The sequence below is a fragment of the Streptomyces sp. NPDC001315 genome (assembly GCF_042896175.1).
Taxonomy (GTDB): domain Bacteria; phylum Actinomycetota; class Actinomycetes; order Streptomycetales; family Streptomycetaceae; genus Streptomyces.
In genome coordinates this window covers 336,029-361,837 of sequence record NZ_JBIAWZ010000006.1, presented here as the reverse complement: position 1 = coordinate 361,837, position 25,809 = coordinate 336,029, and the positions used below count along the sequence as shown (strand labels likewise).

Genomic DNA, 25,809 nt, shown 5'->3' with positions numbered 1-25,809 from the left:
GACCGTGGTACCGAGAACACTGCTCAGGAGGCGAGGAACATGACGGGGAACGGGCTTCTCAGCGGTGCTGTGATCGCGGTGGCCGGCGCGGGCGGACCCGCCGGGCGCGCGGCGATGATCCGGCTCGCCGACGCGGGGGCGACCGTCGTCGGCGCGGACAACGACCCCGAGCGCCTGGCGGAGGCCGTGGACGCGGCCCGCTACGGGCATGGCGGAGCCAGCGTCGTCGGCGAGACGGTCGACCTGCTGGACCTGGAGAAGACCCGCGACTGGGCCATCCACGTCGAGAAGGACTTCGGCCGTGTCGACGGTGTGGTCCACCTCGTCGGCGGCTGGCGCGGCAGCGAGACCTTCACCAAGACGAGCCTGGACGACTGGGACTTCCTGGAGCTGCTGCTCGTCCGGACCGTGCAGCACACCTCCCTGGCCTTCCACGAGGCGCTGCAGCGCAGCGACCGCGGCCGGTACGTCCTGATCAGCGCGGCGGGCGCGAGCAAGCCCACCGCCGGCAACGCCTCCTACGCGGCCGCCAAGGCCGCCGCCGAGGCGTGGACGCTGGCCCTGGCCGACTACTTCCGCAAGGCGGGGGGCGAGAGCGGGCCGACGTCCGCCGCTGCGATCCTGGTGGTGAAGGCACTGGTGCACGACGCGATGCGCGCCGAGCGCCCCAACGCGAAGTTCGCCGGCTTCACGGACGTCAAGGACCTGGCCGAGGCCATCCTCGACGTCTGGAGCAAGCCGGCCGCCGAAGTGAACGGAAACCGTCTGTGGCTGACCGAGAAGCCGTGAACCCTCCGAAGACCGACGCACGTCGTCATCACGACCCGGAGGTCCGCGGTTTCGCCAGTGACAACTACGCCGGAGCCCATCCGGAGGTGATGGCCGCCCTGGCCCTGGCCAACGGCGGTCACCAGGTCGCGTACGGCGAGGACGTCTACACCGAGAACCTCCAGCGGATCGTCCGCAGTCACTTCGGGTCCTCGGCGGAGGCGTTCCCCGTCTTCAACGGCACCGGCGCGAACGTCGTCGCGCTCCAGGCGGTCACCGACCGCTGGGGCGCGGTGATCTGCGCGGAGAGCGCGCACATCAACGTCGACGAGGGCGGCGCTCCCGAGCGGATGGGCGGCCTGAAGCTGCTCACCGTGCCGACGCCGGACGGCAAGCTCACGCCCGAGCTGATCGACCGGCAGGCGTACGGCTGGGACGACGAGCACCGTGCGATGCCGCAGGTCGTCTCGATCACCCAGAGCACCGAACTGGGCACCCTCTACACGCCCGACGAGATCCGCGCGATCTGCGACCACGCCCACGCGCACGGCATGAAGGTCCACCTGGACGGCTCCCGGATGGCCAACGCCGCCGCGTCGCTGGACGTGCCCATGCGGACGTTCACCAACGCCGTCGGCGTCGACATCCTCTCCCTGGGCGGGACCAAGAACGGCGCCCTGTTCGGCGAGGCGGTCGTCGTCATCAACCAGGACGCCGTCAGCCACATGAAGCACCTGCGCAAGCTGTCCATGCAGCTCGCGTCCAAGATGCGTTTCGTGTCGGTGCAGTTGGAGGCCCTGCTCGCCAAGGATCTGTGGCTGCGCAACGCCCGCCACGCCAACGAGATGGCCCAGCGGCTGGCCGAGGGCGTGCGCGCGGTGCACGGAGTGGAGATCCTCTACCCGGTGCAGGCCAACGGCGTCTTCGCCCGGCTGCCGCACGACGTGAGCGAGCGCCTGCAGAAGCGCTTCCGCTTCTACTTCTGGGACGAGGCCGCCGGCGTCGTGCGCTGGATGTGCGCGTTCGACACGACCGAGGAGGACGTGGACGCGTTCATCGCGGCCCTCAAGGAGGAGATGGCCCGCTAGGACCAGCCCCACTGATGCATAGATATGCGGTCACCTGAAAAGTCATTGACTCTTGGGTGATCGCATTCCTATGCTCTGCGGTCATGGAGCTGATCCAGGAAACCCCTGACCTGTCCGCCTACTTGGCCGCAGATGACGTAGTCGACCATCACCATCCGCTGGTACGGGAGACGGCCGGCCGCCTCGCCAAGGGAGCGGTCGACTCGTATGCCTATGCGCGAGCGGCGTTCGAGTTCGTCCGCGACACCATTCCGCACTCGCAGGACTCCGGCGATCTGCGCGTCACCTGGCGCGCCTCCGACGTCCTGGAGCAGGGCACCGGCATCTGCTACGCCAAGTCCCACGCGCTGGCCGCGCTGCTGCGGGCCGAGGACATCCCCACGGCGCTCTGTTACCAGAAGTTCGATGTGGTGCACGGTCTCGTCGCCGTACGGTTCAACGGTGCCTGGCACCGGCAGGACCCGCGCGGCAACAAGCCGGGCGTGAACGCCCAGTTCTCCCTCGACGGTGAGCGCCTGGCCTTCGTTCCCGATCCGGAGTCCAACGAGCTGGACTGGCCGGTCCTGTACTCTGAACCGCACCCGGTCGTGCTGAGCGTCCTCAAGGCCGCCCCCGACCGGCCGTACCTCTGGAAGACGCTCCCCAACGCACTCTGAGGCAGGCGATGACCCTCTCTTTGACAGTGTCCGACGAAGTGCGCGCCCTCGCACCCGGTTTCACGCACCTCGCCATCGAGGCGCACGGACTCGTCAACGGGCCCAGCACGGACGGCAGTGCGGCACTCCTCGACGACGCGGCCCGTCGGCTCGCCGCCCGGCTGGACGGACGCGCCCCGCACGAGGACCCGCACATGGCCGCCTGGCGCGAGGTGTACACGGCGTTCGGATCGAAGCCGTCGCGTACGCGCAACTCGGCGGAGGCGCTGGCCAAGAGGGCGCTGTCGGAGGCGGGGCTGCCGCGCATCAACCTGCTCGTCGACCTCTACAACGCCATCAGCGTCGCCCATCTCATTCCCGTCGGCGGAGAGGACATGGACCTCATCCAGGGCGGAATGCGCCTCGTGCGCGCCGTCGGCGACGAGGACTTCGCGACCGTCGCCGGTGGCGAGGAGGCCGTGGAACACCCCGACGCGGGCGAGGTGGTGTGGCGCGACGAGGCGGGAGTGACGTGCCGCCGCTGGAACTGGCGCCAGGGCCCGCGCACCAGGCTCACCGAGGCGACGACCTCGGGCATCTTCCTGCTGGAGGGCATGGCCCCGATGCCGGTCCCCGACGTCGAGGCGGCCGCGGCCGAACTCGCCGAACTGCTGGAGAAGTTCAGCCCGGGAGCGCGTATCACGATCCGCCCGCAAGGAAGTTGATCCCGCGGCTGATCCAGGATGCGGCCATCAGTCCGCCGTGCTGTGACGGCGAGAGGGCGATCGGCGAACCGGGCAATCTGCGGAGCGGGTCGCGACGGCTGCCTTCAAGCTCGGCGAACCCGTGGGAGAAGAGCGGCAGGGAGGGCTGACGAAGTTCTCTTCCCGGGCGACGGCGCCTCCGGTCGTCCTGCGTGTCCAGCCGGAGTCCTGCCGTCCGCCTGGAAAGTGCTGGTTCGCTCGCATCCTCCGCCACCACAGCACCGCGACGTCTCAAGGGGCAGTGCGAGCCCCTCGGACGTCAGGGCCGTGGCGGACGCATCGGTGTGGGAAGTCCATGCCAGGCCGCGCCGACCGCCGATCCGGTCGCACTCCACGACGCGAAACGCGCCGTAACCGCGGCGGGCGGCGTCGGCCCGGACGGCGAGGGCACGGAGGTCGCCCGCCACGGACGCCGTGAGGATCATTGCTCGGGGCAGTGGACGCAGCAGTCGTCGCTGGTCCGTCGCGCGATGTCCGCGGCGGCGCCCGGCCGTCAGCGCGCCTCGGCCGCCCGCACCTCTTCCGGCGTCGGCGCCGTGCCGCCCAGGTGGGCCGGCATCCACCAGGTGTCCTCAGGACCCTTCGGGCGTACGGGATAGGCGCGCTGGGCGGCCTCCAGCAGCTCCTGGACGCGCTCGCGCAGCCGTCGGGTGATGGCGCCCGCGTACTGGTCGCGGGGAGCCTCCACCGGCTCGCCGACCCGGATGGTGATCGGGGTGTGGCTGCGCTTGAAGTTGCGCGGATGGCCCTTCGTCCACAGCCGTTGCGTGCCCCACACCGCCATCGGGATCAGCGGGACGCCCGCTTCCTGAGCCAGCCGGGCGGCACCCGACTTGAAGCTCTTCAGCGTGAACGACTGCGAGATCGTGGCCTCCGGGAAGACCCCGATGATCTCACCGGACTTCAGCGAGTCCAGGGCGTGCGCGTACGCAGCTTCCCCCTGCTTGCGGTCCACGGGGATGTGCTTCATACCGCGCATCAGCGGACCGGAGATCTTGTGCCGGAAGACGGCCTCCTTCGCCATGAAGCGAACGAGACGCTTCTGCGGGAGCGCCGCCAGACCGTCGAAGATGAAGTCCAGATAGCTGATGTGATTGCTCACCAGCACGGCGCCGCCCGAGCGCGGGATGTTCTCCGACCCCTTGCAGTCGATCTTGAGATCCCACACCTTGAACAACGTGCGCGCGAGACCGACGACGGGACGGTAGACCAGTTCAGCCATGGACGGAGTGGACCCTTCCTTCTCTGCCTGGGAAGGGATCTCCCGGCGGGCAACTTACGCAGCCGTAGGTTTACGGCATCTCGCAGATCGTGCCCGAAGAACGGCCGGGGAGCCAGTCCTGGTGCCCGGGTGCGGCGAGATCCTCGTCACTTCGGCCGCATGATCCACCTGCGCTTTTAACCCGCCTTTACTCCGCGCGGACCGTGACGCGCCGGATGAGCAGGTACATCTCGCAGCCGAGGCAGTACCCGAACGCCGCATTGAGGAAGGCCGCCGCGAGCGCGGCCCCGGTCGCCGCCAGCCCCAGCCACTGCGGACCCGCCGTGAATCCCAGGAGTCCGAGGACGGCGAAAGCGAGCCCGACGGCCTGCGCGAACTGCGGTGGCTGGGGCGCCTCGAACTCCGTCGGCGGCCCGATTCGCGGCCGTACGAACGTACGGAACAGCCAGCCGTACGGCGAGCGGCCCACCCCGCCGACCGCCCCGAGCGCGAACGCGAGCAGCTGCCAGGCCAGCAGCCAGGTGCTCCCCGTTACCAGAACGGCCGCCAGTACGACGGTCGTCAAGGCCGCCCCGAAGCGCGGTCCCCTCACATCGATGTCCATGAGTCAAGCATTCCGCAAGGCGAAGTCTTCCGGGAAGTCGGGAATCTTTGCAGTCCGATGAATGCTTGTGCAGGTGATGACCGGACTTGTGGTGTGCGTGGTGGTGCTCGCGGCGGCGAGCGCCTACGGAGTGCTGCATCGGCGGCGGAGCGGGAGAGTACGCGTGCGCGGGCGCGACGACGGAAAGCGGCTGGGGGCCGCCCAGTTGGGCGAGGAACTCGGTGAGCGTGCCACGCTCGTGCAGTTCTCCAGCGCCTTCTGCGCGCCCTGTCGGGCCACCCGGCGGGTCCTGGGCGAGGTCGCCGGACTGGTCCCGGGTGTGACCCACGTCGAGATCGATGCCGAGGCCCACTTGGACCTCGTACGCGAACTCGACATCCTCAAGACCCCGACCGTGCTCGTCCTCGACGCGGACGGACGGGTCGTACGGCGCGCCACCGGTCAGCCGCGCAAGGCGGACGTCATCGCGGCGCTCGGGGAGGCGGTTTGACGCCTGTGAGCGAACGGTGAGGCAGCTCCCATATGCCGGGACGCACTTGACTGTGTGTACCACCTATCGTCAGCCTGACCGTATGCCTACGGAACTCCTTCTCTTCGGGCGGGTGCACGTGGACCTCGCCCGCACCGCGAGCGCGCGCTGTCCGGGCTGCTGAGCAGCCACGAACCCGCTCGTCCCCCTCCCGCAGAAGGACAACTCCATGACGGCCACGCCCGACCTCGGCACCTCTCAGCTCGCCTCTCCCGACCTGCTGCGCTCCGCCTTCCGGCGGCATGCGGCGGGAGTCGCCGTGATCACCGCCCGCGGCGACGCGGGTCCGGTCGGCTTCACCGCCACCTCCCTCAGCTCCGTCTCCGCCGAGCCTCCGATGCTCTCCTTCGGCATCAGCACCGGGGCCTCCAGTTGGCCGGCGATATCCGAGGCCTCCCACGTCGGCGTCCACATACTCGGCGAGCACCAGCAGGAGCTGGCCGCCACCTTCGCCCGCAGCGGCGCCGACCGGTTCGGCGCCGCGACGGGCTGGCGCACGGGCCCCGAAGGCGTTCCCGTCCTTGACGACGTCTCCGCCTGGCTGGTGTGCCGGGTCGTCACCCGGGTGCCCGCGGGCGACCACCGCATCGTTCTCGGCGAGGTCGTCCTCGGCGATCCCGCCGGCCCTGGCCGTCCGCTCGTATACCACCAGGGCCGCTTCAACGCTCTGCGTGACTGATCACGTCGCCCTGCCCCTGCGAAACCGTCGAGTTCCGATTACGCTGCGTTGCAAAGGTCACAGTTCAAAGCGCTTGCTTAGCGGGAACGAACTGGGTGTACTGACGAGTAATATTTCGGTCGGAGCGCGGGCCGCCCCGACCGGGATCGGCCGCTTGGGGCGCCTATGCTGCCTGCAAGTAGGCAGCCGAAATAGAGACGATGCAGTAGGAGAGCCGGCGTGAGCTTGAGGATCGTTGTCACTGTGAAGTACGTGCCCGACGCCACTGGCGACCGGCACTTCGCCGATGACCTGACCGTCGACCGGGACGACGTGGACGGTCTGCTCTCCGAGCTCGACGAGTACGCGGTCGAGCAGGCGCTGCAGATCTCCGAGAACTCCGACGACGACGTGGAGATCACCGTTTTGACGGTGGGCCCCGAGGACGCCAAGGACGCGCTGCGCAAGGCGCTGTCGATGGGCGCCGACAAGGCCATCCACGTCGAGGACGACGACCTGCACGGCACGGACGTCATCGGCACCTCCCTGGTGCTGGCCAAGGCCATCGAGAAGGCCGGCTTCGACCTGGTCATCTCCGGTATGGCCTCGACCGACGGCACCGCAGGCGTGGTCCCGGCGCTGCTGGCCGAGCGCCTGGGTGTCCCGCAGGTCACCCTGCTGTCCGAGGTGTCGGTCGAGGACGGCACGGTCAAGGGCCGCCGCGACGGCGACGCCGCCTCCGAGCAGCTCGAGGCCTCCCTGCCGGCCGTCGTGTCGGTCACCGACCAGTCGGGCGAGGCGCGTTACCCGTCCTTCAAGGGCATCATGGCGGCCAAGAAGAAGCCGGTTCAGTCCTGGGACCTCGAGGACCTCGAGATCGAGGCCGAGGAGGTCGGCCTCGAGGGTGCCTGGACGACGGTCGACTCCGCGGCCGAGCGCCCCGCGCGCACCGCCGGCACGATCGTCAAGGACGAGGGCGAGGGCGGCAAGCAGCTCGCTGAGTTCCTCGCGGGCCAGAAGTTCATCTAAGGCCCGCAGTCGCTGACCGCCCCTCAACTTATCCACGCAGGAGAGCAATCCCATGGCTGAAGTCCTCGTCTACGTCGACCACGTGGACGGTGCCGTCCGCAAGCCCACCCTCGAGCTGCTGACGCTGGCCCGCCGCCTCGGCGAGCCCGTCGCCGTCGCCCTGGGCGCCGGTGCCGAGAACACCGCCGCCGCGCTCGCCGAGCACGGCGCGGTGAAGGTCCTCACGCACGACGCCGCCGAGTACGCCGACTACCTGGTCGTACCGAAGGTGGAGGCGCTGCAGGCCGCCTACGAGGCCGTCTCCCCGGCCGCCGTGCTGGTCCCGTCCTCAGCCGAGGGCAAGGAGATCGCCGCCCGTCTGGCGCTGCGCATCGGCTCCGGCATCATCACCGACGCCGTCGACCTCGAGGCCGGCGACGAGGGCCCGGTGGCCACCCAGTCGGTGTTCGCCGCGTCCTTCACCACCAAGACCCGTGTCTCCAAGGGCACCCCGGTCATCACGGTCAAGCCCAACAGCGCGGCCGTCGAGGCCGCCCCGGCCGCCGGCAGCGTCGAGGCCCTGAACGTGTCCTTCTCCGACAAGGCCACCGGCACCAAGGTCACCGGCCGCACCGCCCGTGAGTCGACGGGCCGTCCGGAGCTGACCGAGGCGGCGATCGTGGTCTCCGGCGGCCGTGGCGTCAACGGCGCGGAGAACTTCGCGATCATCGAGGCGCTCGCCGACTCCCTCGGTGCCGCCGTCGGCGCCTCGCGTGCCGCGGTGGACGCGGGCTGGTACCCGCACACCAACCAGGTCGGCCAGACCGGCAAGAGCGTGTCGCCGCAGCTGTACATCGCCTCCGGCATCTCCGGCGCGATCCAGCACCGCGCCGGCATGCAGACCTCGAAGACGATCGTGGCCATCAACAAGGACCCCGAGGCCCCGATCTTCGACCTGGTCGACTACGGCGTCGTCGGCGACCTGTTCGACGTCGTCCCGCAGCTCACCGAAGAGGTCAAGACCCGCAAGGGCTGATCACCGCCAGGCTGTACGAGGCCCCCGTGACCGCACCGGTCACGGGGGCCTCGCCTCATCCCAGGCTCAGTGAGGCCAGCACCGGCAGATGGTCGCTCGGGTACTGGCCGTTCACCCGGAACGTGTCGACCGACTCCTGGCGGACCGTGACATCCGGCGTCGCCAGGATCCAGTCGATGCGGTCACCGTCCGGCGTCAGCGCCCCGTACCCGTGGAACGTCCCGTAGGCGGGGCCGCGCCGCCGCGCGGTGACCCATGTGTCGACGAGACCGGCGCCCAGCAGGGTGTCGTAGGCCGGGCTGTCGTGGGCGACGGCGTTGAAGTCGCCGGTGAGCAGGACCGGCAGGGAGCGGCCGAGGACGGTGATGCGCTCGGCGATGAGGGTGGCGGCACGCGCGCGTGCGTACTCGCTCTTGTGGTCGAGGTGGGTGTTGAGGACGTGGAACTGCCGTCCGGCGTCGAGCAGGTCGCGGAAGCGGACCTGCGTGACCAGGCGGGGGTAGGCGCCGCCCCAGGTGTTGGAGCCGGGCACGTCGGGGGTGTCGGAGAGCCGGAAGGTGGTGTGCTCGACCGGGGTGAGTCGACGGGTGTCGTAGAAGACGGCCACCGACTCCTCGCGGCCGCCTCCGGCAGTGCCGATCCAGGCGTGGTGCGGCCCGAGGTCGGCCTCGATGTCGCTCAACTGAGGGAGCCGGCCCTCCTGGGTGCCGATGACGTGCGGGGCCGCCCCGCGCAGGAGCGCGCGCATCACGGGGCGGCGGTCCGCCCAGCTGTTGGGCCGGCTGGTGCCGGCGACGCGGAGGTTGAACGTCATGACCTCCAGCGGGGGGACGGGCGACGGCCGCACGCGCGTGTGGCGTTCGTCCTGGGCCTCGGAGGCCCGTACCGTGCCGAGCAGCGGTACGGCGGCCACGGCGGCCACGAGGGTTCTCAGCCCCGCCCGCCGGGTGGGCCCTTGGGTGCTCGCCATGTGTTCCCCTCCCCTTGGGGGCCAGGATGGAGGGGGGAACGCCTGTGCGGAAGAGGGTGTCGGGGCGCGGTGAACCGCGAGGGACCAGGGCGTGGACGGGGTGTTGACCAGCGGGAAGATCGGCGGATAACTTCATTCTACGGATTGTTGATTCCGTAAAGCGGAAAACAGGAGGGTGTGGGATGGGTCAGGGCCAGCAGGAGAAGGTGGCGACGAGTCTCGCGGGCGCGGTCAGCGAGGAGATCAGCGCCTCCCTCGCGCCGGTCGACGCCGAACTGGAGCGGAACTACCCGGGAGACCCCGGCACCCGTCAGCCCGTCCACACCGTCTACGTCCCCGGTGACGTCTTCGCGGCCGACACCATCCGTTCCTGGGGCGACCAGGCGCTGGCAGCCCTCGACGAACACGCTCCCGACGCGGCCTCCTTCGCCGCCGTCCTCGGGCTCGGCGACGAACTCGCCGAGCCCGTGTACGCGCGCGTACGCGCCAAGCTGGAGCGCGAGCCGATCGAGGACCTGCGCGTCGACTTCGAGGACGGCTACGGCCCCCGCCCGGACGCCGAGGAGGACGAGGCGGCCGCCCGGGCGGCCCGGCTGATCGCCGAGGCGTACCGGAACGGCACGGCGGCCCCCTACATGGGCATCCGCATGAAGTGCATGGAGGCCGCCGTGCGCGACCGGGGCATCCGCACCCTCGACATCTTCCTCACCGGCCTGATGGAGGCCGGCGGCCTGCCCGACGGGCTCGTGCTGACCCTGCCCAAGGTGACGTACCCCGAGCAGGTCACCGCCATGGTGCGGCTCCTGGAGGCCTTCGAGAAGGCGCGCGGCCTCGAGCCCGGCCGGATCGGCTTCGAGATCCAGATCGAGACCAGCCAGTCGATCCTCGCCGCCGACGGCACCGCCACCGTGGCCCGCATGATCCGGGCCGCCGAGGGCCGTGCCACCGGCCTGCACTACGGCACCTTCGACTACAGCGCCTGCCTCGGTGTCTCCGCCGCCCACCAGGCCGCCGACCACCCGGTCGCCGACCACGCCAAGGCGGTCATGCAGGTCGCGGCGGCGGGCACGGGCGTACGCGTCTCGGACGGTTCCACCAACGTCCTGCCGGTCGGCCCGACGCAGCAGGTGCACGACGCCTGGCGGCTGCACTACGGCCTGACCCGGCGCGCCCTGGCCCGCGCCTACTACCAGGGCTGGGACATGCACCCCGCCCACATCCCCACCCGGTACGCGGCCGTCTTCGCCTTCTACCGCGAGGGCTTCGAGCAGGCGGCGGCCCGGCTCGCCCGCTACGCCAACCGTGCCGGCGGCGACGTCATGGACGAGCCGGCGACCGCCAAGGCCCTGAGCGGCTACCTGCTGCGCGGCCTCGACTGCGGCGCGCTGGACCTCGCCGAGGTGACCGCCGCGACCGGACTGACCCGCGCCGACCTGGAGGGCTTCGCCGCGCCGAGGCAGGGCGGCCTGACGGCATCCGCCAAGTAGCGGGGCCGCCGCGGCCGTCAGCCGCCGAACCCGGTCTCGGGCCGACTCGAGGACGCAGGCGTGGGCATCGTCAGGCGAGCCTCGACGAGGTCCTGGGTCGTCAGGTCGCCGCCCGGGCACTTCGCGCCCGCATCGACGCCGACGCGCCCGAACCGGTCGGCCGCGAATGCGGCGCGACGCCCGTGTGGCGGCCCGGGTGCGCCACCCCGGAGTCGTCACCGTGCACGACATGGCCGCGGTGGCGGCAAGGGGGCGTGCGAGTGGATCCACGCGTGGTGGACGGCGGCGGCCACACCGGCGTCCACGTCGGCGACGTCTACGTCGAGGGCGGCGACAACGGCGCTTCCGTTCCCGGACCTCCGGTCTGCTGCGGCCGTACGAACCTTTCCAGACCGGACGCCGTCACCAGCTGCTCCTCCACGAGCAGCCGCGTGCCCCGCGCGCAGAGCGCGGCGTCGGCGCGGGCCCGGGCGCAGAAGTCCTCTGCGGTGACGCCGAACAGCTTCCGCAATCGGGCCGAGTCCAGCAGGAGTTCGGTGATCAGCTCACGCTGGCCGGGATGCCGGCGCGGGGCATTCGTGCCGTTGTGCAGAACGCCGTGGCGGTTGACGTAGACGTACGCGCCGGGGAGCGGCTCGCCCGTCTCCAGTTCGATCCGCACCTCGGGTCCAGGCAGCCACGCGCGGTGAAAGTTGCCGTCCGGCAGCGGCACCCCTTCGCTCGCGTCGACGACGGCGAGCTGCTCGGCGTCCAGCCAGATGACGAACAAATCCCGTACGGTGCCCGGCGCGTCGAACGGTGACGCGGAGATGTAACCCAGGCGGCTGACGTGCGCGGAGACGCCGACGTCGATGCCCGTGACCCGCGTCCGCACCATCGGGACGGGGGAAGTGATCCCGAACTCGGCCATCTTGTGGCGGAGTTGGCCCGGGCAGGCGTTGGAGCCGACAGCCAGCACCGGGGTGCGGTCGTCGTGGGTGAGGCGGTCCAGCGGCAGCAGCCGGTCGCCGACGAGGAGTCCCGAGGCCTCGGGCCACGCGCCGGGATAGCTCAGCGGGTGGTCGCGCGGTGCCTCGGCCAGGCCCAGGGCCTCCAGGGTGCGGTCGTCCACGGGCCGCTCAGTCCGCCGGCGGCAGTTCGCCCGAGCCGCGGGTGATCAGACGGGTCGGCAGCTCTATGCGCTCCGGGACGATCAGGGAGCCGTCCAGCTGGCGGAAGAGCCGGTCGGCGGCGGTGCGGCCGAGGGCCGCCGCGTCCTGGGCGACGACGGTGAGGCCCGGATGGAGCAGGTCGGCGAGCTCGATGTCGTCGAAGCCGACGAGGGCCACGCGGCGGGTCTGTTCGGCGAGGACACGGATCACCGTGACGGTCACCCGGTTGTTGCCCGCGAAGACCGCGGTCACGGGGGAGGGGCCGGAGAGCATGTCCGCGGCCGCCTTGCGCACCCGCTGCGGGTCGGTGACGCCCAGGGACATCCAGGAGTCCTCCACGGGTATGCCCGCGTCCTCCATGGCGGCCCGGTAGCCGCGCAGCCGCTCGGCCGCCGTGTGGATACGCGGCATGTCGCCGATGAAGCCGATCCGGCGGTGGCCGTGGGCGATCAGGTGGGCGACGCCGTCGCGGGCACCACCGTAGTTGTCGGACAGGACGACATCGGCGTCGATCTTCCCGGCCGGCCGGTCGACGAAGACCGTCGCGACGCCCGCTCTGATCTCCGGCTCCAGATAGCGGTGGTCGTCGCCCGCCGGGATGACGACCAGCCCGTCCACCCGGCGCGCGCACAGCGCGAGCGCCAGCTCCTGCTCGCGGTCCGGGTCCTCCGCGCTGGAGCCGTTGATCAGCAGGGCGCCGTGGGCGCGGGCCACCTCCTCGACCGAGCGGCTGAGGGGGCCGTAGAACGGGTCGGCGAGGTCCTCCAGGACCAGGCCGATGCTCGCGGTGCGGCCCTTGCGCAGCACTCGCGCGCTGTCGTTGCGGCGGAAGCCCAGGGACTCGATGGCCTCGTGGACGCGACGCTCCGTCTCCGGGGTGACGCCCTGCTCACCGTTGACGACACGGGAGACCGTTTTCAGTCCTACCCCGGCTCGTGCGGCCACGTCCTTCATGGTCGGACGGTTGCCGTAGCGGTTCTCGGATCGGCGGGGCGTGTCGGGCACGGTGCGGTGTCCTGTCCTGTCGGCCACGGGGGGATGCGTCGGTCCACGGGCATGTATGAGGATGTGGCTTCGAGCATAGGGCCTGGACAACGTTGTCAGATGCGGGAGAGACTGTGCACCGCAATCTCCGGCCCACGTCCCCCACCGCTGGACCGGCCAGCCCTTTCCACGGTTGACGGGGAGATCCGACACTGATGCACACCGACCTGGTGGCAGCGCTCGACATCGGCGGCACCAAGATCGCCGGAGCGCTGGTCGACGGCCACGGCACGATCCTGGTGCGCGCGCAGCGCCCGACGCCCGCGCGGGAGGACGGCGACACCGTGATGCGGGCCGTCGAGGAGGTGCTCGGCGAGCTGCGCGCGGCGCCGCTGTGGGGGCGCGCGCAGGCCATCGGGATCGGCAGCGCGGGCCCGGTGGACGCCTCCGCCGGCACGGTGAGCCCGGTGAACGTGCCGGGCTGGCGCGACTTCCCGCTCGTCGAGCGAGTCCGGGCCGCAGCCGCAGGCCTGCCCGTCGAGCTCATCGGCGACGGCGTGGCGATCACGGCGGCCGAGCACTGGCAGGGCGCCGCCCGTGGTCACGCCAACGCGCTGTGCATGGTGGTCTCCACCGGCGTCGGCGGCGGGCTGGTCCTCAACGGCCAGCTCCACCCCGGCCCCACCGGGAACGCGGGGCACATCGGCCACATCAGCGTGGACCTGGACGGCGACCCCTGCCCGTGTGGTGCGCGCGGGTGCGTGGAGCGCATAGCCAGCGGCCCCAACATAGCCCGCCGAGCCCTGGAGAACGGCTGGCGTCCGGGCCCCGACGGCAACACCTCCGCCGCCGCGGTCGCCGCCGCCGCCCAGGCCGGAGACCCGGTCGCGGTGGCCTCCTTCGAGCGGGCGGCGCAGGCCTTGGCCGCCGGAATCGCGGCCACCGCGACGCTCGTGGAGATCGACATCGCCGTTGTCGGCGGGGGAGTGGGCAAGGCGGGAGACGTGCTCTTCGCACCGCTGCGCAAGGCCCTCGGCGACTACGCGACCCTCTCCTTCGTCCAGCGCCTGACCGTGGCGCCGGCCCAGATGGGCACGGACGCCGGTCTGGTGGGAGCGGCCGCGGCCGCCCTCGCGGGGATGGCGGGCACGACGACGGCGGGCGTCTGAGGCGCTGGTCGCAGGAATGTCGACGCGGGGCAGCCGGCTTCGCGCGGCGGTCCCCGGGCGCGCTGTCCGAGGCACGGGCGTGACCCCGTACCCCTTTGCGTAGTTGAGCGGGGCATGAAGAAGCGCAGCATGCTTGCCCTCGCCTCCCTCGCCACCGGATTCGTGGTCGCCGCGATCACCCCGTCCCACGGGGCGGGCGCCGATGACCTCGGTGAACCGACCACGAAGGACAGCGTCAGCACCCCCGACCACACCGCCGCCGGCGGCAGCCTGGATGCCGACCAGGGCGCCCTGGGGCAGAGCGACTGAGGACCGCGGCAGGCCGGCAGGGCCTGTCTCTCGGATCAGCCCGGCTTCGGCATACGGCGCCGGTGCCCCGATCCAGGGGCGCCGGCGCCTCAGTACACGCACCCTCAACTGGGGCTGGTTTCCGAGGCAGGGTGGAGCGGGCAAGCCACAGGGGGCCAACAGAAGAGGGGGAACCGTGATCGTCTGGATCAATTGTGTTTCCCGCGTAGGTGCAGGTCAGCGGGTTACCTGCGAGGTTGGCGTGAGGCGGGTTCGTCTCAGTCGGCGTGAGTTCGTCTGAGTTCGCCTGAGTGCACAAGATCTTTCTCCCATCCATCTCCCATGGGATACGGAACGGCCCCCGGCGGTACGCATGCCGGGGGCCGTTCTTTGGGAGACCAGGGTGAGGCTGCCACCCAGGGAGGGATGACTGTGCCCCACCCTGGCCGATACATCTAACGCGATGATCGCCTACAGGGCATTCCCCCAATCGAGGGAGTTTTGACTCGTAGTCAATGGGATAGGTGGAACCGCCCGCCTGTCGACGAGGGGGTACTCACGGCAGGCGGGCGGGGTTCCGGCGCTGGCAATTCAGGGACCGCGCCGGGCTGTTGTGGGGGGTGGCTATTCGGTTAGCAAGGATCATGCGAACGCATGTGCGATTCGCATATGCCCATCTGATCACACCGAGGTCGGTTCTGGCTACACGCTGTTTGGTGGCGGGTGCATATATCTAACGAGACTTCCCCATGCTCGGAGATTTACCAGCGATGGTAAAGACTTCCCAGCAAGATCCATCCAGCGTGGACGGGTGCCACTCGACCCCATGCCCGACTGGGTACTCACCCACCGCCGGGTCATCGGGGAACGCATCCGCACCCGACGCCGCGAACTCCGCCTCTCTCAGGAAGAGCTCGGCGAACACGTCGGCCGCGACCACAAGACCATCCACCGGTGGGAAACCGCGGCCACGAACATGAGCATCACCGACCTGCTCCTCCTCGCCGACGCCCTCGACGTGGAGCTCGCCGACCTCGTCCGATAAGAGGCCCGCCGCCGGGAGTCAAGGGGAGCCCGGCGACGGGCCCGCGGCCGCCATTAGGACGTCGGCGAGGCGGCCGCATCCTCACCCCGCCGTCGGCAACGGCAGCAGGGTGAGGGGATCAGCGGGATATCGGCGCCGACTGCAATCGCGGTTTCGGCGGACACCGGAACACGTGCCGGATCGTGTTCGGTCGGGCGCCCGAGATGGAGTCAGTGATGATCTCGTCCGACGCCTCATACGGCCGGATCGGCTGCCCGCAGCGGTCGCAGGTCTTCATGTCGCTGACCTCCTTCGCGCATCCGACCACGCTCGCCTCAGGATCACGGCCTCCGGACAGGCCTGCTTCGTATCCGACCGACAGCACTCGCACCTGAGGCAGTGATCCATCAACGCCTGGTAGCGGACCTGCACCTGGTTGGCGAGGTGGCGCATCTTCTCCGCGGCGCTCATCCCGCTCGCTCCTCGCCCAGCGGCGGCCCGAACGCGTCGCCGATCGCCGCGGCCAGCGCGGCCGGATCGGTCAGCCATCCGTCCTCGCCCGGGCACATACGCCAGTGCGGGCCCGGGCCCTCCGTGCGCCTTACCGGGGGGATTGTCACCGAGGATCCGGCGCCGAGTGGGCGGGTGTTCTGCACGTCCCACTCGCGGGCTGTGCCGACCGGGGTGAAGAAGTACACCGCCATGCCCACCGGGTCCTCGACGACTGCGCCGCAGCGAGTACCGAGGATGACCATCGAGGCAAGGCCGACGCTGCGGGGGACCCGGATGGCGTCCCAGTCCTGCCCTGCGTCGTGCAGGGCGCACCCTGCGGCGGACGGTAAGCGGGTGGTCGGCATAGCGGCACTCCTTGGCACCAGGGGTGATCGGATGCGTACAAGGGTCGTCCGCTTGACGCCCCATGCCGAGGACTTCGAGAGGTCTTTTCGCTGCCGAGAATGGGACTTTCGTTGGTGCCTTGGGGTGACGGGTGGCCAAGACGAGGGCTTACGGCGACACTTGCCGCAGCGCTCAAAACGGAGGTGCACCAGTGGTACGACCCCCAGGGAACACCCGCCTCAAGTCCGCCCGCGTGGCCGCCGGTTACCACTCGCAGCAGGCCCTCGCGGACGCGCTCGGTGTCGGTGTGCGACAGGTGCGACGATGGGAGTCGGACACGCCGCCGTGGCCACAACCCGAGGTGGGACAGGCTCTCACACGCATCCTCGGCCAGGACCTCGAATCGTTGGGATTTCCCCCACCGGGCGGCGCCCAGGTCGACCGCGGCCGCCGTACCGTCCTTGCGGCCACAGCTGCCGCTGTCGGCCTTGCCGCTGTGCCGACGCAGGCCGTCGCAGTGCAGCCTGCCTCGGTTGCCGCCGACTTCGAGAATGTCACGCGCTCGCACCGACGGCTGTACTGGTCTGTCGCTCCCGCGACCCTGCACCCGGCCGCCCTATCGCACGCCACCCTCGGCTGCGCGCTGCTGCCGGAGACGGCCGGGCAGACGCGGCAGCGGACCGCGGCGGCCCTCGCCGAGACGTGGCTGCTCGCCGGGCGTATCGAGTTCTTCGACCTGCGCGACGCCGCCCGCGCCCAGCAGACTCTCCTCCGTGCGCTTCAGGCTGCCGGCGAGGCCGACGACCCGCTGCTGGGTGCTGCAGTCCTGGCACACACCGCGTTCATCCCAGGCTGGGCGGGCGACCGGGACGCCGCCGTCGAGCGGATGGTGGCCGCGCGGACCTATGCCCGGCGCGGGCCGGCCTCGGTGGAGCTGCTGGCGTGGCTGGACGCTGTCGAGGCCGAATGCGAAACCCGCTGCGGTCACACGCGGACAGCACTGCACCTTATCCAGCATGCCGAGGACGTGATTGCCGAGGGCAGCGAGTACGGCTCACCTGAGTGTCCCGAGTGGCTCGACTGGTTCTCCCTGGTCCGGCTCGCCGCCTTCAAGGGCAACACCCAGTTGAAGGCAGGGCACCTGCCGCAGGCCCGCGAGACGCTCCTCGAGGTCCTCGATGCTCTCGAGCCAAGCGAGGAGAAGCAGCGGACGGTCGTCCTCGGCGATCTGGCCGCCGTTGAGGCAGCGGCTGGCGAGCCTGAGGCGGCATGCGGTTACGCCGTGCGCGCCCTCGACCAACTGGAGCGCACCTGGTACGCAATGGGCATGGACCGGGTCCGTGAGGTGCGGCGCGCGTTGGTGCCGCACCAGCACGAACGGTGCGTGCGGGAGCTGGATGACCGGCTGTACGGGTGGTCGACGACGGTCAGCGCGCTCGCTCGTTGAAGTCACGGATCAGACCGGGCAGTTCGAGGAGGCTCTCGACCCTGAAGGTCGGGAGCTTCTCCGCTTCCTCGCTGTGCCACTGGATCGTCGCCCACGGTCCCCGGCGGATGAGCGCTGTGTGCATCCCTGCGGCGACGGCCGGGCGGATGTCGTTGTCGAGGCGGTCGCCGACGTACAGAATCTCGTCGGCTTCGGCCGGGACGACCTCGGCGACACGGCGAAAGAACGCCGGGTCCGGCTTGCTGGCGCCCCAGTCGTCAGAGGTGCCGATCAGGTCCACGTCGGTAGAGAACAGTTCGCGCAGGATCCGGCCGGCGCGCACGGTCTGGTTTCCTGCGATGCCCAGCCACATTCCGTCCGCGCTCAGGGCGGCGAGCGCGTCGCGGACGTCCGGGTAGAGGTCCTGCTCGCCGAAGGTCTCTGGCTTGCCGGCCTCGGCGCGTCGCTCTCGCTCGGCGTACAGGTCGAAGCCGGGCTGGAACTCCTGGAAGGTCTCGCGGTAGTCGCGGCCTTGGGCGATGACCGCGCCGAACATAGCGTGGAAGGTGTGGCGGGGCACGCCGAGCCAGTTGGCCCAGGTGCTGTACTCGGTCGTCTCGTCCACGAGGCACTCGCCAACATCGAAGATCACAGCGCGAATCATGTGGGCAGCGTACCCAGCCAGACAGGGGACGCGTGTGGGTACTCCCCCTACCCTTGAGGGCATGCCCCCGTCCCCTTCTGCCTCTGGCGTCGTGCGTCCTGCTGCGGTCGTGAACGAGGCGATCAGGGCCATTGTGTGGCGTGCCCGGGGCAGGCAGTGGACGACGGCGGAGCAGGCCTTGTATCAGTTGTTGGTGGATGAGTGGGTGGCGGCCGAGCAGGCGGAGATGACCACCGCCGCCTGAGCCAGGACGCACGAAGTGGCCCCCGCCGCCCGAAGGCAGCGGGGGCCACACCTATACGTACTGAGTCCGCCGCGGATCCAACGCCAACAGCAGCGACCGGCCCTGCCTGTCCGACGGCTCCGGATCCGGCGCACCATCCTCCCGGCACACCAGAGCGTTCGGATCCCACGACGGAGCCTGCAGCGAATAGCCGTCCGGGCAGGCCTGCCCATCCTCGCCGTCCCGCCCGTCGGCCCCGTCCTGGCCGTCCTGCCCCGCCGGGCCAGCGGGTCCCTGCTCGCCCTGAGGGCCGGCAGGCCCGGACGGGCCGACCGCACCGGGCTCGCCGGACGGTCCCGGGCTTCCAGTCGCGCCGTCCTTACCGGGCGGTCCCGACGATCCCGGACTGCCCGACGGGCCAGGCGGGCCCGGGATCGGCACCGGAACCTCCGCCCGTGCAGGAAGGTCCTCCACCGCCTTTGTTGGATCGGGCGCGACTGGCGTTTCGCCCTTCGCCTGTACCTGCGCCCGCAGTGCGCGCACGTCACTGGCGAGGGTCGATACGGCCGTACCTCGCAGGTTCGCCTCGGTCGCCAGCTCGTGCCGTGCGTCGGCCTCGCGATGAATCAGGAGCAGGCTCAGGGCCACGCCTCCGCCGAGGATGAGCAGCGCGGCCGTCGTCCAAAGCAGATAGCGGGAGCGGTACAGCACCAGCTCGGTCCGCGTCATGGCGTCCCCCCGAGCTCCCTCACCAGCAGCCGGAGCCGCGCGACCTCCAGTTCGAGATCGTCGACCCGCTGCTCTGCCTTCGCTTGGTCGACCTCCGCCTTGTCCCGCTCGGCCACCAGGCGTTGCGTCAGGCTGTCGTATCCCGTCACCGCGCTGGCCTCCCTGGCCGCCCTGGTCGCGCCGCGGTTGCCGTACATGGCGGCCGCCGCGGCCACGGGTCCGGCGATCAGCGCGCCGATCGCTGTGACCATGGCCGCGTCCACGCCACCACCTTCCCGACGCGCTCACGGGGCAGTTCAGACGCCCTTGGCGAGCGACGCCGAATTCGTCACCCCGCGCAGTCTCGCGAACAGGCCCTTCGCCAGGGCGAGGACGGCGCCGACACCGCCCGCTCCGGCGGCGTACCACATGCTGCCGTCGAGGGGCTGGGTGATGGCGATGCCGCCGATGAACGCCTGAAGGAACGTCACGAGGACGCGCTCCAGCAGGTCGCGGCCGTAGGCCCCGGCCGTCTTCAGGACGGTCTCCGTGTCGGGCAGGCTGATCTCAGACATGGTCAGTTCTCCTTTTGGTTCAGGCGACGACGTCGAAGCCGTGCTTCGCGCCGAGTTTCTTGAGTGAGGTCTTGCCGGGTATGCCGTCCGCTGCGCTGCCCGAATAGCCGAGCTTTCGCTGCCAGCGGGCGTAGGCGTCGCGGGTCAGCTCGCCGAAGCTGCCGTCGCCCGCGTACTTTTTGCCGAGCAGGCCCTCCGCGACGAGCGCGGCCTCGACCAGGTTCGTGCCAGCCATGTACGTCACGTGGCCCTGCCTCGCCCCGGGGTCCGTTCGCGACGCGGCCACCAGACGGGACAGGTCCACGCGGGGCTTGCTCGGGGTCGGCGCCGGCGCGGTCTTCGTCCCGACGGTCTTCGCCAGCTGCGCGCGCACGTCGGCGCGGAAGACATCCATGTCGTACGACGGGTCGATCTTGCCCGGCTGGACTTCCTTGTGCCCGGCCACCGACTTCTCGGACCAGCCGTGTGCCCGGCACAGGGCGGCTGCCCACAGCACCGCGGCCCGGTACTGCTCGGCCGGGTACGGGTCATGGCCGTCGCCGAGGTTTTCGATCTCCAGGCCGTAAAGGCAGTCGTTGCCGTCGGTGTCCGCGTGGTCGTCGTGGGGCAGTGCGGTCTCGGCCATCAGCGCCCGCACGACGTCCCCGTCGACGAGTCCTGCGTGGTTGGCGCGGCCGTGGCCGATCATCCACAGACCGGCTGTCTTCCCCAGCCACGCGTGACACAGCGGGCCCGGCAGACCCGATCTGCCGTTGTAGCAGAGTTCCTTGTCGCCGTGCCCGGCGGTGTGGTGGATGAGCACGCCGACCACCGGGCCGAACGTCTTGCCGGTCGCCGAGTCGCGGTTGTGGGTGGTCCAGCCCGTGTGCTCGTGCACCGTGAGGCCCTCGCCCCTCAGCGCGGCGAGCATCTGCGCGGCCGTCAGTGGTGTCGCCATAGCGTTCCTTCTGTCAGGGGGTGGCCAACGCGAGGTAGCCCAGCACCCAGAGGTTGCCGTTCGCCGCCGACACGGTGGCCGGGTTGAGGGCGGCCGACCCGGCGGCGCCGGAGTACAGGTAGATGAAGGAGTGGTCCAGGCCCACGCTCGCCCCGCACCGCAGCCCCGACTTGGCGTAGGTCTCATCCACAGTCACGGTGAGCGCGACCACCTGGGCCGCGCCCACGGCGTGCTGGAGTTCGATGTAGCCCGCCTGCTCCGTCACCCCGGTGATCCCGGACGGTTCGTGCGCGTCGTCGTCGAGCAGCTGCCAGCCGGAGCCGGTGTTGCGGATCGTGCCCGCGATCACTGCCAGCCGCGCCCCGGCCTCCGTCACCAGCACGTGCGGCGTCATCAGGCCTCCGGGAGGTTGATGGTGGTCACGGTTTGGACCGGCGCCGCGAGGGCCATGTGATTGATCTGGGAGACCGCGGGGATCGCCTTCAGGTAGTCAAGAACGACCTCAACGAGGCCTGCCTCGTGCGGATTGTCGACATCGCCCAGGGCTTGGGACACCTGGCTGACGTACACGCGAACGCCGAAGTTGTTCCCGTTCGAGAGGGATATCCCAAAGTCGTGAAGGGGGAGTCGTGTCGGAACCTCAAGGGGATACGTCATGATCAAACCACCTCGTAGATCGTGATAGTGACGCTCGAATAGGTGTTGATCGTCTGGTTTGCGACGGGTGACCCCACAAGCTTGATCGTGTGCGAGCCCGCCGTGGCGAGCGTTCCGCGGTAGGTGTGGCCCACGGAGCTCCGGTCGTTGACGACGTTCGCTTGGAACACCGCGTACTCGGCCTGGATCACGCCGTCCACGTGGATGTTTCCCGAACCAAGGAGCGTCGTGGAGCCGCTCAAGTCGTAGTCGAACCACGCGTCCACCACATACACCGCGTTCGCGGCCTCGGTCGTAAACGTGACCGTGGCGCCCGGCACATCCGCCGCTGTCTGCGGGCCGTTCAGTAGGCCCGTGGCGGCGGCCCGGTATGTCTTGGGCTGGAGTCGGTTGAGGCGGGCTGCGGTCACCCGCTCCCCTGCGAGAAAAGCCATCGATGCCTCCTCAGGCAATCCGCTGCAGGCGCAGCCACGAGTCGGTGAACAAGGTCACGGGGGATGCGTCGGACGTCTGCTGGGACCAGTCCAGGGAGTACACGCCGCCGACCGGGCCGACGCGGACCGTCGACATGAGGACCATCGTGAGCGCGGCCCCAACACCCAGGCAGCCGAACGACTTTGCTGAGGTCACGTCATTCGCTTCGACGCGGACCGGGTAGCCGCGGGACTGCTGTGAGTCCGTCACGATCGCCGCGCCCGTGCTGAAGGAGATGATCGGGCTGTGGCCGACACCCCAGCCCAGCCACTCGCCCTCGGTCCCCGACGGCGCGGAGAAGTCCAGCAGCAGGTCAGCGGCCGTCGGCCCGTCGTACTTGATCCAGCCGTCCATCGTGTACACGCCGCCCGCGACAACATCGAACTGAAGGTGCGGGTCTGGGCTCACCGTCGCCACCGCGGCCCGCGCGGTATCCGCCGTCTTGCGTGCAACCACTGGCTGCGCGGATGCGAGCATCGATGCGGTGATCCGCTGCCCGGCGAGGAACGCCGGATACGACTCACCCATGATCCATCACCCCCTTCACAGTGACACGATCGTCGGATAGGCCAGCCGCAGATCCTCGCCCGCGAGCTGCGCTTTCACGACGCCGTTGACGGAGCGGGTGACGGTGAACGTCTGCGGCCTCACCACGCGGTAGTTGTCGTACTGGATCGCCACCGTCGCCGCGTTCGTATTGCCGGTGACGCGGATGCTCCTGGTGCCGATCGTGTACGCGGGCGAGATCGACGAGTCCGTCCCCGTGACATGCCAGTCCGGAGGCTCCACAGGATCCGTCGCCAGCCACGCCTTCGCCCTGAACTGCGTGCCCACGCCCTGGAACCGGACCCTGACGAACTGCCCAGCGACGTGGGTGACTGGCAGCATGTACGTGCCGAGGTCCGTGCCGGTGTCCGCGATCAGCTTCCGCACGACCAAAATGATGGTGTTCGACGTCGTGAATTCGAGGCGGGCCATGTACATGTTCGCCGCGTCCAGCATCCGCCCCGTGACCGCCCCATACAGACTGTCCCCCAAGGCCAGCGCGCTGGTCGTGATGTCGCAGTACACGTCGTAATCCGGGCTCACCGCGGTCACCGCGGTGCGGCGGGTCACGTCCACCGTGGACAGAGTCTGGATCAGCGCGCTGCCGTTCACCGCGTAGTCCGACGCCGACCCGCCGCCCACCGTGCTCCACGCCGGCCCCACATCCGGCGTACCCCAGCTGCTGGCCACCGTGCGGGTAGCGGTGTCGGTGAGCCAGTCGGTGATGTTGGTGACCCGCATGACCTCCCCGCCCACGCGGACATCGAGAGGCAGGTTCGCGCTGTCTGTGGTCCACAGTCCGGACTGTCCGGCCGATGGAGCCACCGTCAGCGCGGTTGCAGTAGGGGTCGCGTCTTCGACGAGCGCAGAGCCGTCCGTGTCGATGACGGCCAGCACCGTGTCCGTGACGCCCACCCGGTACGGGGATGCCGGCGCGCACACGAACGTGATCCGGTGCTCGAAGTGCGTGAGGGCCCGCTCGACGCCGAGGATGACCTGGTCGATCGCCCCCGGAGGCAGCCAGGTGGGCGGGTTCTGAACGAGAATCCGATCGCCCTGCCGCAAGTTGAGGACGGCGCGCTCCAGGTCCGGGTTGTTCACGAAGCTGGTGTGGGCGAGGTTGACGCTGATCTGCGGGTAGCGGGGTTCGTCGACCGTGCCCATGTGGACCCGCCACGCCGCATGCGACAGGGGGCTCTCGGATGTGCCGAGGTTGAGGGTGATGTTCGCGCCGTACACGCCCACACCGGTCGGCGGCTGCTCGATGGACAGGCTGCCCTCGTCGAGCGAGTACGTTGCCGTGGCGTCCCCGGCCGTGACGCTCACCTGGTTTTGGATGTAGCGGTCATCCTCGATCGGGGTGGGGATCTCCGACAGGTTGAACGCGGTGTAGTCCAGCACCAGCTGCGGGTCCTGGTTGCACAGGGAGACCCGAGTCCGGTAAGCGAGGCCTCCGGCCGCCTCGTACAGCATGCCGCCGTCAGCGGCCTCCGCCTCCCGCATCAACTCCAGGGGGTTGAGTTTGCCCTGATTGCCCATGGCGGTGGTGTCGTCGAGGTCGCCGATCCACTGGAACGGGATCGCGGCCTCGGCACACACCCGCTGGATACGCCGCCCCGCGCGCTCGCCAACCGGGTTGAGGTGGACGCCGAGGACGGTGAGCGGGGTGATCGTGTCCTCGACAGTGACGTGCCCGATCGCAACGTTGGTCAGCCCGGACGTGCCGGTCGGGCCGACCGCCGACCGGGACGCCGGGCCGAACTGGACGCGGGTGACGCGGGTGAGGGCGGACACGAACGCCGTATCGCTCGCGTCGTATTGGATCTGGTCGGTGAGGTCGTACAGGCGGATCGCCCGGGAGATGTTGGCGCCGGACTCCTGCATCTCCACGCTGACGTAGAGGCGGCGGCCGCGGACGTCGAGGGTGTGCTGAAGCTCGATGCCCAGCAAGTTGCCGTCGCTGTCGTTCTGCCGCAGCCACAGCGTATTGCCGGTCGTCGTGTAGAAGAGTTCCCAGAACTGCGGCGACCCGGCGGCGTAGTCCTCCTGGTCGATGCTGCAGATCACCTTGCCGTCGGACAGGCCTTCCGCGGGGATCGTGCACAGGAACCGCACCTGCGTCATGGTCGGGTTGGAGTAGTTCGCGACACCCCCGGTCAGGACGTTCCCCGCCATCAACACGACCGGGTCCGACGCTGCGAACCCGTCGAACCCCGCCAGCGTCGGCGTCCCCGTGAACGTCATCGGCGACCCGCTCGTCAACGGGCTCACGATCGTCTTCGACCCGGACGCATCCTCAACCGGCCAGTACGCCCGCAGACTCGCCCCGGCCGGTTCCGCGATCGACCGGTACAGCACCGACCGCGCCGGAGCCGGAGCCTGAGCCAGACGCCGGATCGGGCCGGAGATGGTGATGTCGACCCACACGCTGTTGCCAGTGGTGTCCCAGTTCGGGGCCCACTGTGTGACGTCACCCCAGATCACATAGGTTTTGCCGCCGTTGCCGTCCGGCACGCTGATCCGCATCGGCGTGTTCCGGCCGATCGCCCCGTAGTACGGGCCGGCCGGATTGCGCGGGGAGAACCGGCCGTCGCCGTTCTTCAGCTGGAGTCGGGCCTCGGCCTGGTCCGCTTGCTGGCCCTCGGTGCGGATCCCCGTGGTGATGTCCACGCGGCCGGAGTCGTCGCGGACCATGCAGTAGGAGGTGATGTCGACCCATGCGCCGCGTACCCACATCTCGATGACGACCGGCTGGTCGTTGGACGCTTCGCCGCCTGCGCGGGCGCCAGGGCCCGGGAGGTTGGCGAGGCGGCGGCGGAATGCCGAGACGAAGGGTGCGATCGGGGTCGGCATCGGTCAGCCCACCTGCTGGAAGGTGATGAAGCAGCGCATGTCGCTGGCCGTGGTGGGCGTGGTGGCGCGGACCCGGAGGAACCGCGATACGGCGATGATGGGCCGGTCGTCGGGCATGAACGTCCGCACGTAGCTGAGGCCGGACTCGCCGGACACCGAGCTGAGGGACACCGTGTCGAAGACGCGCGTCGCCGTTGTCGAGCCCTCGGCGGACGCCGTGTATCCGGTCGCCGACGTGCCCACCGTGAGGAGCGTCGTCGGCCCGTTCGGGTCGAGGTTGACGACACCGGTGGCCGCGACGTGCGCGGTGACCGTGGCCGCGACGTCCGTCTGCAGCAGCTCGACGACGCCGTCCGCGCCGGGCGGGTCGTCGAGGCTGAAGCCCCATTCCAGGATCTGAATCTGCGTCGAGCTGGGCGTGGCCAGCTGAAGCATCGTCTTGATCGCGGTCCCGGTCGTCACCGACTGCTGTGCAGCCGTGGTCGGGGCGGGCCCGTTCCATACCGTGTACGGCACTTGATCTC

At 70.0% G+C, this 25,809-nt stretch carries 31 protein-coding genes; 14 read left to right on the top strand and 17 right to left on the bottom strand.

All coding sequences use genetic code 11. The annotated features are described in order from the left end of the window. Positions 1-39 precede the first annotated feature (39 nt). The 4 genes from ACFY16_RS20475 (at position 40) to ACFY16_RS20460 (ending at position 3,216) form a co-directional block, all read left to right on the top strand. Positions 40-789 carry an SDR family NAD(P)-dependent oxidoreductase gene (locus ACFY16_RS20475; RefSeq protein WP_390648549.1) on the top strand — a complete coding sequence of 250 codons (750 nt, stop codon included), beginning with the start codon at positions 40-42 and terminating at the stop codon, positions 787-789. Continuing rightward, positions 786-1,856 carry a threonine aldolase family protein gene (locus tag ACFY16_RS20470; protein WP_390648548.1) on the top strand — a complete coding sequence of 357 codons (1,071 nt, stop codon included), beginning with the start codon at positions 786-788 and terminating at the stop codon, positions 1,854-1,856. Before ACFY16_RS20475 ends, ACFY16_RS20470 begins: the two co-directional genes overlap by 4 nt. 83 nt (positions 1,857-1,939) lie before the next feature. After that, complete coding sequence (locus ACFY16_RS20465) at positions 1,940-2,512, top strand: transglutaminase family protein (RefSeq protein ID WP_390648547.1); 573 nt, start codon at positions 1,940-1,942, stop codon at positions 2,510-2,512. Between the two features lie 8 nt (positions 2,513-2,520). After that, on the top strand, positions 2,521-3,216 hold the full coding sequence (locus tag ACFY16_RS20460; protein ID WP_390648546.1) for a B3/4 domain-containing protein: 696 nt from the start codon (positions 2,521-2,523) through the stop codon (positions 3,214-3,216). A gap of 532 nt (positions 3,217-3,748) precedes the next feature. On the opposite strand, the gene ACFY16_RS20455 is transcribed toward ACFY16_RS20460, so the two are convergent. Both ACFY16_RS20455 and ACFY16_RS20450 read right to left on the bottom strand, forming a co-directional pair. Continuing rightward, positions 3,749-4,477, bottom strand: a complete 729-nt coding sequence (locus ACFY16_RS20455) for a lysophospholipid acyltransferase family protein (RefSeq protein ID WP_390648545.1) — start codon at positions 4,475-4,477, stop codon at positions 3,749-3,751. Positions 4,478-4,664: 187 nt separating this feature from the next. Beyond that, entirely contained in the window at positions 4,665-5,081 is a 417-nt protein-coding gene (locus ACFY16_RS20450; RefSeq protein ID WP_390648544.1) for a DUF4395 domain-containing protein, read from the bottom strand. Positions 5,082-5,157: 76 nt separating this feature from the next. On the opposite strand from ACFY16_RS20450, the gene ACFY16_RS20445 reads away from it, so the two are divergent. From ACFY16_RS20445 to ACFY16_RS20430, 4 genes are all read left to right on the top strand, one after another. Then, positions 5,158-5,571, top strand: a complete 414-nt coding sequence (locus ACFY16_RS20445) for a thioredoxin family protein (protein WP_390648613.1) — start codon at positions 5,158-5,160, stop codon at positions 5,569-5,571. Between the two features lie 208 nt (positions 5,572-5,779). Continuing rightward, positions 5,780-6,289, top strand: a complete 510-nt coding sequence (locus ACFY16_RS20440) for a flavin reductase family protein (RefSeq protein ID WP_390648543.1) — start codon at positions 5,780-5,782, stop codon at positions 6,287-6,289. Between the two features lie 219 nt (positions 6,290-6,508). Continuing rightward, positions 6,509-7,297 (top strand): electron transfer flavoprotein subunit beta/FixA family protein, encoded by a 789-nt coding sequence (locus ACFY16_RS20435; RefSeq protein ID WP_390648542.1) that lies wholly within the window; start codon positions 6,509-6,511, stop codon positions 7,295-7,297. A 52-nt stretch (positions 7,298-7,349) separates the two neighbouring features. After that, entirely contained in the window at positions 7,350-8,312 is a 963-nt protein-coding gene (locus ACFY16_RS20430; protein ID WP_390648541.1) for an electron transfer flavoprotein subunit alpha/FixB family protein, read from the top strand. Between the two features lie 55 nt (positions 8,313-8,367). On the opposite strand, the gene ACFY16_RS20425 is transcribed toward ACFY16_RS20430, so the two are convergent. After that, a complete protein-coding gene (locus ACFY16_RS20425) occupies positions 8,368-9,282 on the bottom strand; it encodes an endonuclease/exonuclease/phosphatase family protein (protein ID WP_390648540.1) in 915 nt (304 codons plus the stop codon). A gap of 182 nt (positions 9,283-9,464) precedes the next feature. Here ACFY16_RS20425 and ACFY16_RS20420 point away from each other — a divergent pair, with 182 nt between their 5' ends. Further along, the gene (locus ACFY16_RS20420) at positions 9,465-10,769 is read left to right on the top strand and encodes a DUF6986 family protein (RefSeq protein WP_390648539.1); all 1,305 of its coding nucleotides are present in this window, start codon (positions 9,465-9,467) and stop codon (positions 10,767-10,769) included. A gap of 316 nt (positions 10,770-11,085) precedes the next feature. Here ACFY16_RS20420 and ACFY16_RS20415 read toward each other — a convergent pair whose 3' ends face one another. Together ACFY16_RS20415 and ACFY16_RS20410 are read right to left on the bottom strand one after the other, a co-directional pair. Continuing rightward, positions 11,086-11,880 (bottom strand): hypothetical protein, encoded by a 795-nt coding sequence (locus tag ACFY16_RS20415; RefSeq protein ID WP_390648538.1) that lies wholly within the window; start codon positions 11,878-11,880, stop codon positions 11,086-11,088. Positions 11,881-11,887: 7 nt separating this feature from the next. Continuing rightward, positions 11,888-12,952: a LacI family DNA-binding transcriptional regulator gene (locus ACFY16_RS20410; RefSeq protein WP_390648537.1), complete on the bottom strand. Its 1,065-nt coding sequence runs from the start codon at positions 12,950-12,952 to the stop codon at positions 11,888-11,890. A gap of 167 nt (positions 12,953-13,119) precedes the next feature. On the opposite strand from ACFY16_RS20410, the gene ACFY16_RS20405 reads away from it, so the two are divergent. The 3 genes from ACFY16_RS20405 to ACFY16_RS20395 all read left to right on the top strand — a co-directional run bounded on the left by ACFY16_RS20405 (position 13,120) and on the right by ACFY16_RS20395 (position 15,406). Continuing rightward, positions 13,120-14,073: an ROK family protein gene (locus ACFY16_RS20405; RefSeq protein WP_390648536.1), complete on the top strand. Its 954-nt coding sequence runs from the start codon at positions 13,120-13,122 to the stop codon at positions 14,071-14,073. Positions 14,074-14,187: 114 nt separating this feature from the next. Then, entirely contained in the window at positions 14,188-14,382 is a 195-nt protein-coding gene (locus tag ACFY16_RS20400) for a hypothetical protein (RefSeq protein WP_390648535.1), read from the top strand. A gap of 805 nt (positions 14,383-15,187) precedes the next feature. Continuing rightward, positions 15,188-15,406, top strand: coding sequence for a helix-turn-helix domain-containing protein (locus ACFY16_RS20395; RefSeq protein ID WP_390648534.1), 219 nt, complete (start codon positions 15,188-15,190; stop codon positions 15,404-15,406). A 446-nt stretch (positions 15,407-15,852) separates the two neighbouring features. Here ACFY16_RS20395 and ACFY16_RS20390 read toward each other — a convergent pair whose 3' ends face one another. Further along, a complete protein-coding gene (locus tag ACFY16_RS20390; protein ID WP_390648533.1) occupies positions 15,853-16,242 on the bottom strand; it encodes a hypothetical protein in 390 nt (129 codons plus the stop codon). Between the two features lie 191 nt (positions 16,243-16,433). Here ACFY16_RS20390 and ACFY16_RS20385 point away from each other — a divergent pair, with 191 nt between their 5' ends. Next, positions 16,434-17,669, top strand: a complete 1,236-nt coding sequence (locus ACFY16_RS20385; protein WP_390648532.1) for a helix-turn-helix domain-containing protein — start codon at positions 16,434-16,436, stop codon at positions 17,667-17,669. Here the strand turns inward: ACFY16_RS20385 and ACFY16_RS20380 are convergent. Then, positions 17,650-18,312 (bottom strand): HAD family hydrolase, encoded by a 663-nt coding sequence (locus tag ACFY16_RS20380; protein WP_390648531.1) that lies wholly within the window; start codon positions 18,310-18,312, stop codon positions 17,650-17,652. The genes ACFY16_RS20385 and ACFY16_RS20380 overlap by 20 nt on opposite strands. Positions 18,313-18,421: 109 nt before the next feature. Here ACFY16_RS20380 and ACFY16_RS20375 point away from each other — a divergent pair, with 109 nt between their 5' ends. After that, positions 18,422-18,556, top strand: coding sequence for a hypothetical protein (locus ACFY16_RS20375; protein WP_390648530.1), 135 nt, complete (start codon positions 18,422-18,424; stop codon positions 18,554-18,556). Between the two features lie 51 nt (positions 18,557-18,607). On the opposite strand, the gene ACFY16_RS20370 is transcribed toward ACFY16_RS20375, so the two are convergent. Genes ACFY16_RS20370 through ACFY16_RS20325 form a run of 10 tightly spaced genes read right to left on the bottom strand, consistent with a single transcriptional unit; the run spans position 18,608 to position 25,801 of the window. Continuing rightward, positions 18,608-19,264, bottom strand: coding sequence for a collagen-like protein (locus ACFY16_RS20370; protein ID WP_390648529.1), 657 nt, complete (start codon positions 19,262-19,264; stop codon positions 18,608-18,610). After that, positions 19,261-19,527, bottom strand: a complete 267-nt coding sequence (locus ACFY16_RS20365) for a hypothetical protein (protein ID WP_390648528.1) — start codon at positions 19,525-19,527, stop codon at positions 19,261-19,263. The genes ACFY16_RS20370 and ACFY16_RS20365 overlap by 4 nt, the downstream gene beginning before the upstream one ends. A gap of 33 nt (positions 19,528-19,560) precedes the next feature. Continuing rightward, entirely contained in the window at positions 19,561-19,818 is a 258-nt protein-coding gene (locus tag ACFY16_RS20360) for a hypothetical protein (RefSeq protein ID WP_390648527.1), read from the bottom strand. 19 nt (positions 19,819-19,837) lie between these two features. Next, a complete protein-coding gene (locus tag ACFY16_RS20355; RefSeq protein ID WP_390648526.1) occupies positions 19,838-20,755 on the bottom strand; it encodes an N-acetylmuramoyl-L-alanine amidase in 918 nt (305 codons plus the stop codon). A 13-nt stretch (positions 20,756-20,768) separates the two neighbouring features. Further along, entirely contained in the window at positions 20,769-21,149 is a 381-nt protein-coding gene (locus tag ACFY16_RS20350) for a hypothetical protein (protein ID WP_390648525.1), read from the bottom strand. After that, on the bottom strand, positions 21,149-21,412 hold the full coding sequence (locus tag ACFY16_RS20345; protein ID WP_390648524.1) for a hypothetical protein: 264 nt from the start codon (positions 21,410-21,412) through the stop codon (positions 21,149-21,151). Before ACFY16_RS20345 ends, ACFY16_RS20350 begins: the two co-directional genes overlap by 1 nt. A 2-nt stretch (positions 21,413-21,414) precedes the next feature. Continuing rightward, positions 21,415-21,846 carry a hypothetical protein gene (locus tag ACFY16_RS20340; protein ID WP_390648523.1) on the bottom strand — a complete coding sequence of 144 codons (432 nt, stop codon included), beginning with the start codon at positions 21,844-21,846 and terminating at the stop codon, positions 21,415-21,417. A gap of 10 nt (positions 21,847-21,856) precedes the next feature. Continuing rightward, positions 21,857-22,414 carry a hypothetical protein gene (locus ACFY16_RS20335; RefSeq protein WP_390648522.1) on the bottom strand — a complete coding sequence of 186 codons (558 nt, stop codon included), beginning with the start codon at positions 22,412-22,414 and terminating at the stop codon, positions 21,857-21,859. 15 nt (positions 22,415-22,429) lie between these two features. Beyond that, positions 22,430-25,285 carry a hypothetical protein gene (locus ACFY16_RS20330; RefSeq protein ID WP_390648521.1) on the bottom strand — a complete coding sequence of 952 codons (2,856 nt, stop codon included), beginning with the start codon at positions 25,283-25,285 and terminating at the stop codon, positions 22,430-22,432. A gap of 3 nt (positions 25,286-25,288) precedes the next feature. Continuing rightward, the gene (locus ACFY16_RS20325; protein WP_390648520.1) at positions 25,289-25,801 is read right to left on the bottom strand and encodes a hypothetical protein; all 513 of its coding nucleotides are present in this window, start codon (positions 25,799-25,801) and stop codon (positions 25,289-25,291) included. Positions 25,802-25,809 lie beyond the last annotated feature (8 nt).

What these genes read in the sequence shown, in the direction of transcription:
- ACFY16_RS20475 (WP_390648549.1), top strand. Translation starts at nt 40, where the DNA reads ATGACGGGGAACGGGCTTCTCAGCGGTGCTGTGATCGCGGTGGCCGGC.
- ACFY16_RS20465 (WP_390648547.1), top strand. Translation starts at nt 1,940, where the DNA reads ATGGAGCTGATCCAGGAAACCCCTGACCTGTCCGCCTACTTGGCCGCA.
- ACFY16_RS20460 (WP_390648546.1), top strand. Translation starts at nt 2,521, where the DNA reads ATGACCCTCTCTTTGACAGTGTCCGACGAAGTGCGCGCCCTCGCACCC.
- ACFY16_RS20455 (WP_390648545.1), bottom strand. Translation starts at nt 4,477, where the DNA reads ATGGCTGAACTGGTCTACCGTCCCGTCGTCGGTCTCGCGCGCACGTTG.
- ACFY16_RS20450 (WP_390648544.1), bottom strand. Translation starts at nt 5,081, where the DNA reads ATGGACATCGATGTGAGGGGACCGCGCTTCGGGGCGGCCTTGACGACC.
- ACFY16_RS20445 (WP_390648613.1), top strand. Translation starts at nt 5,158, where the DNA reads ATGACCGGACTTGTGGTGTGCGTGGTGGTGCTCGCGGCGGCGAGCGCC.
- ACFY16_RS20440 (WP_390648543.1), top strand. Translation starts at nt 5,780, where the DNA reads ATGACGGCCACGCCCGACCTCGGCACCTCTCAGCTCGCCTCTCCCGAC.
- ACFY16_RS20430 (WP_390648541.1), top strand. Translation starts at nt 7,350, where the DNA reads ATGGCTGAAGTCCTCGTCTACGTCGACCACGTGGACGGTGCCGTCCGC.
- ACFY16_RS20425 (WP_390648540.1), bottom strand. Translation starts at nt 9,282, where the DNA reads ATGGCGAGCACCCAAGGGCCCACCCGGCGGGCGGGGCTGAGAACCCTC.
- ACFY16_RS20420 (WP_390648539.1), top strand. Translation starts at nt 9,465, where the DNA reads ATGGGTCAGGGCCAGCAGGAGAAGGTGGCGACGAGTCTCGCGGGCGCG.
- ACFY16_RS20405 (WP_390648536.1), top strand. Translation starts at nt 13,120, where the DNA reads ATGCACACCGACCTGGTGGCAGCGCTCGACATCGGCGGCACCAAGATC.
- ACFY16_RS20400 (WP_390648535.1), top strand. Translation starts at nt 14,188, where the DNA reads ATGAAGAAGCGCAGCATGCTTGCCCTCGCCTCCCTCGCCACCGGATTC.
- ACFY16_RS20395 (WP_390648534.1), top strand. Translation starts at nt 15,188, where the DNA reads ATGCCCGACTGGGTACTCACCCACCGCCGGGTCATCGGGGAACGCATC.
- ACFY16_RS20390 (WP_390648533.1), bottom strand. Translation starts at nt 16,242, where the DNA reads ATGCCGACCACCCGCTTACCGTCCGCCGCAGGGTGCGCCCTGCACGAC.
- ACFY16_RS20380 (WP_390648531.1), bottom strand. Translation starts at nt 18,312, where the DNA reads ATGATTCGCGCTGTGATCTTCGATGTTGGCGAGTGCCTCGTGGACGAG.
- ACFY16_RS20370 (WP_390648529.1), bottom strand. Translation starts at nt 19,264, where the DNA reads ATGACGCGGACCGAGCTGGTGCTGTACCGCTCCCGCTATCTGCTTTGG.
- ACFY16_RS20360 (WP_390648527.1), bottom strand. Translation starts at nt 19,818, where the DNA reads ATGTCTGAGATCAGCCTGCCCGACACGGAGACCGTCCTGAAGACGGCC.
- ACFY16_RS20355 (WP_390648526.1), bottom strand. Translation starts at nt 20,755, where the DNA reads ATGGCGACACCACTGACGGCCGCGCAGATGCTCGCCGCGCTGAGGGGC.
- ACFY16_RS20350 (WP_390648525.1), bottom strand. Translation starts at nt 21,149, where the DNA reads ATGACGCCGCACGTGCTGGTGACGGAGGCCGGGGCGCGGCTGGCAGTG.
- ACFY16_RS20345 (WP_390648524.1), bottom strand. Translation starts at nt 21,412, where the DNA reads ATGACGTATCCCCTTGAGGTTCCGACACGACTCCCCCTTCACGACTTT.
- ACFY16_RS20340 (WP_390648523.1), bottom strand. Translation starts at nt 21,846, where the DNA reads ATGGCTTTTCTCGCAGGGGAGCGGGTGACCGCAGCCCGCCTCAACCGA.
- ACFY16_RS20335 (WP_390648522.1), bottom strand. Translation starts at nt 22,414, where the DNA reads ATGGGTGAGTCGTATCCGGCGTTCCTCGCCGGGCAGCGGATCACCGCA.
- ACFY16_RS20330 (WP_390648521.1), bottom strand. Translation starts at nt 25,285, where the DNA reads ATGCCGACCCCGATCGCACCCTTCGTCTCGGCATTCCGCCGCCGCCTC.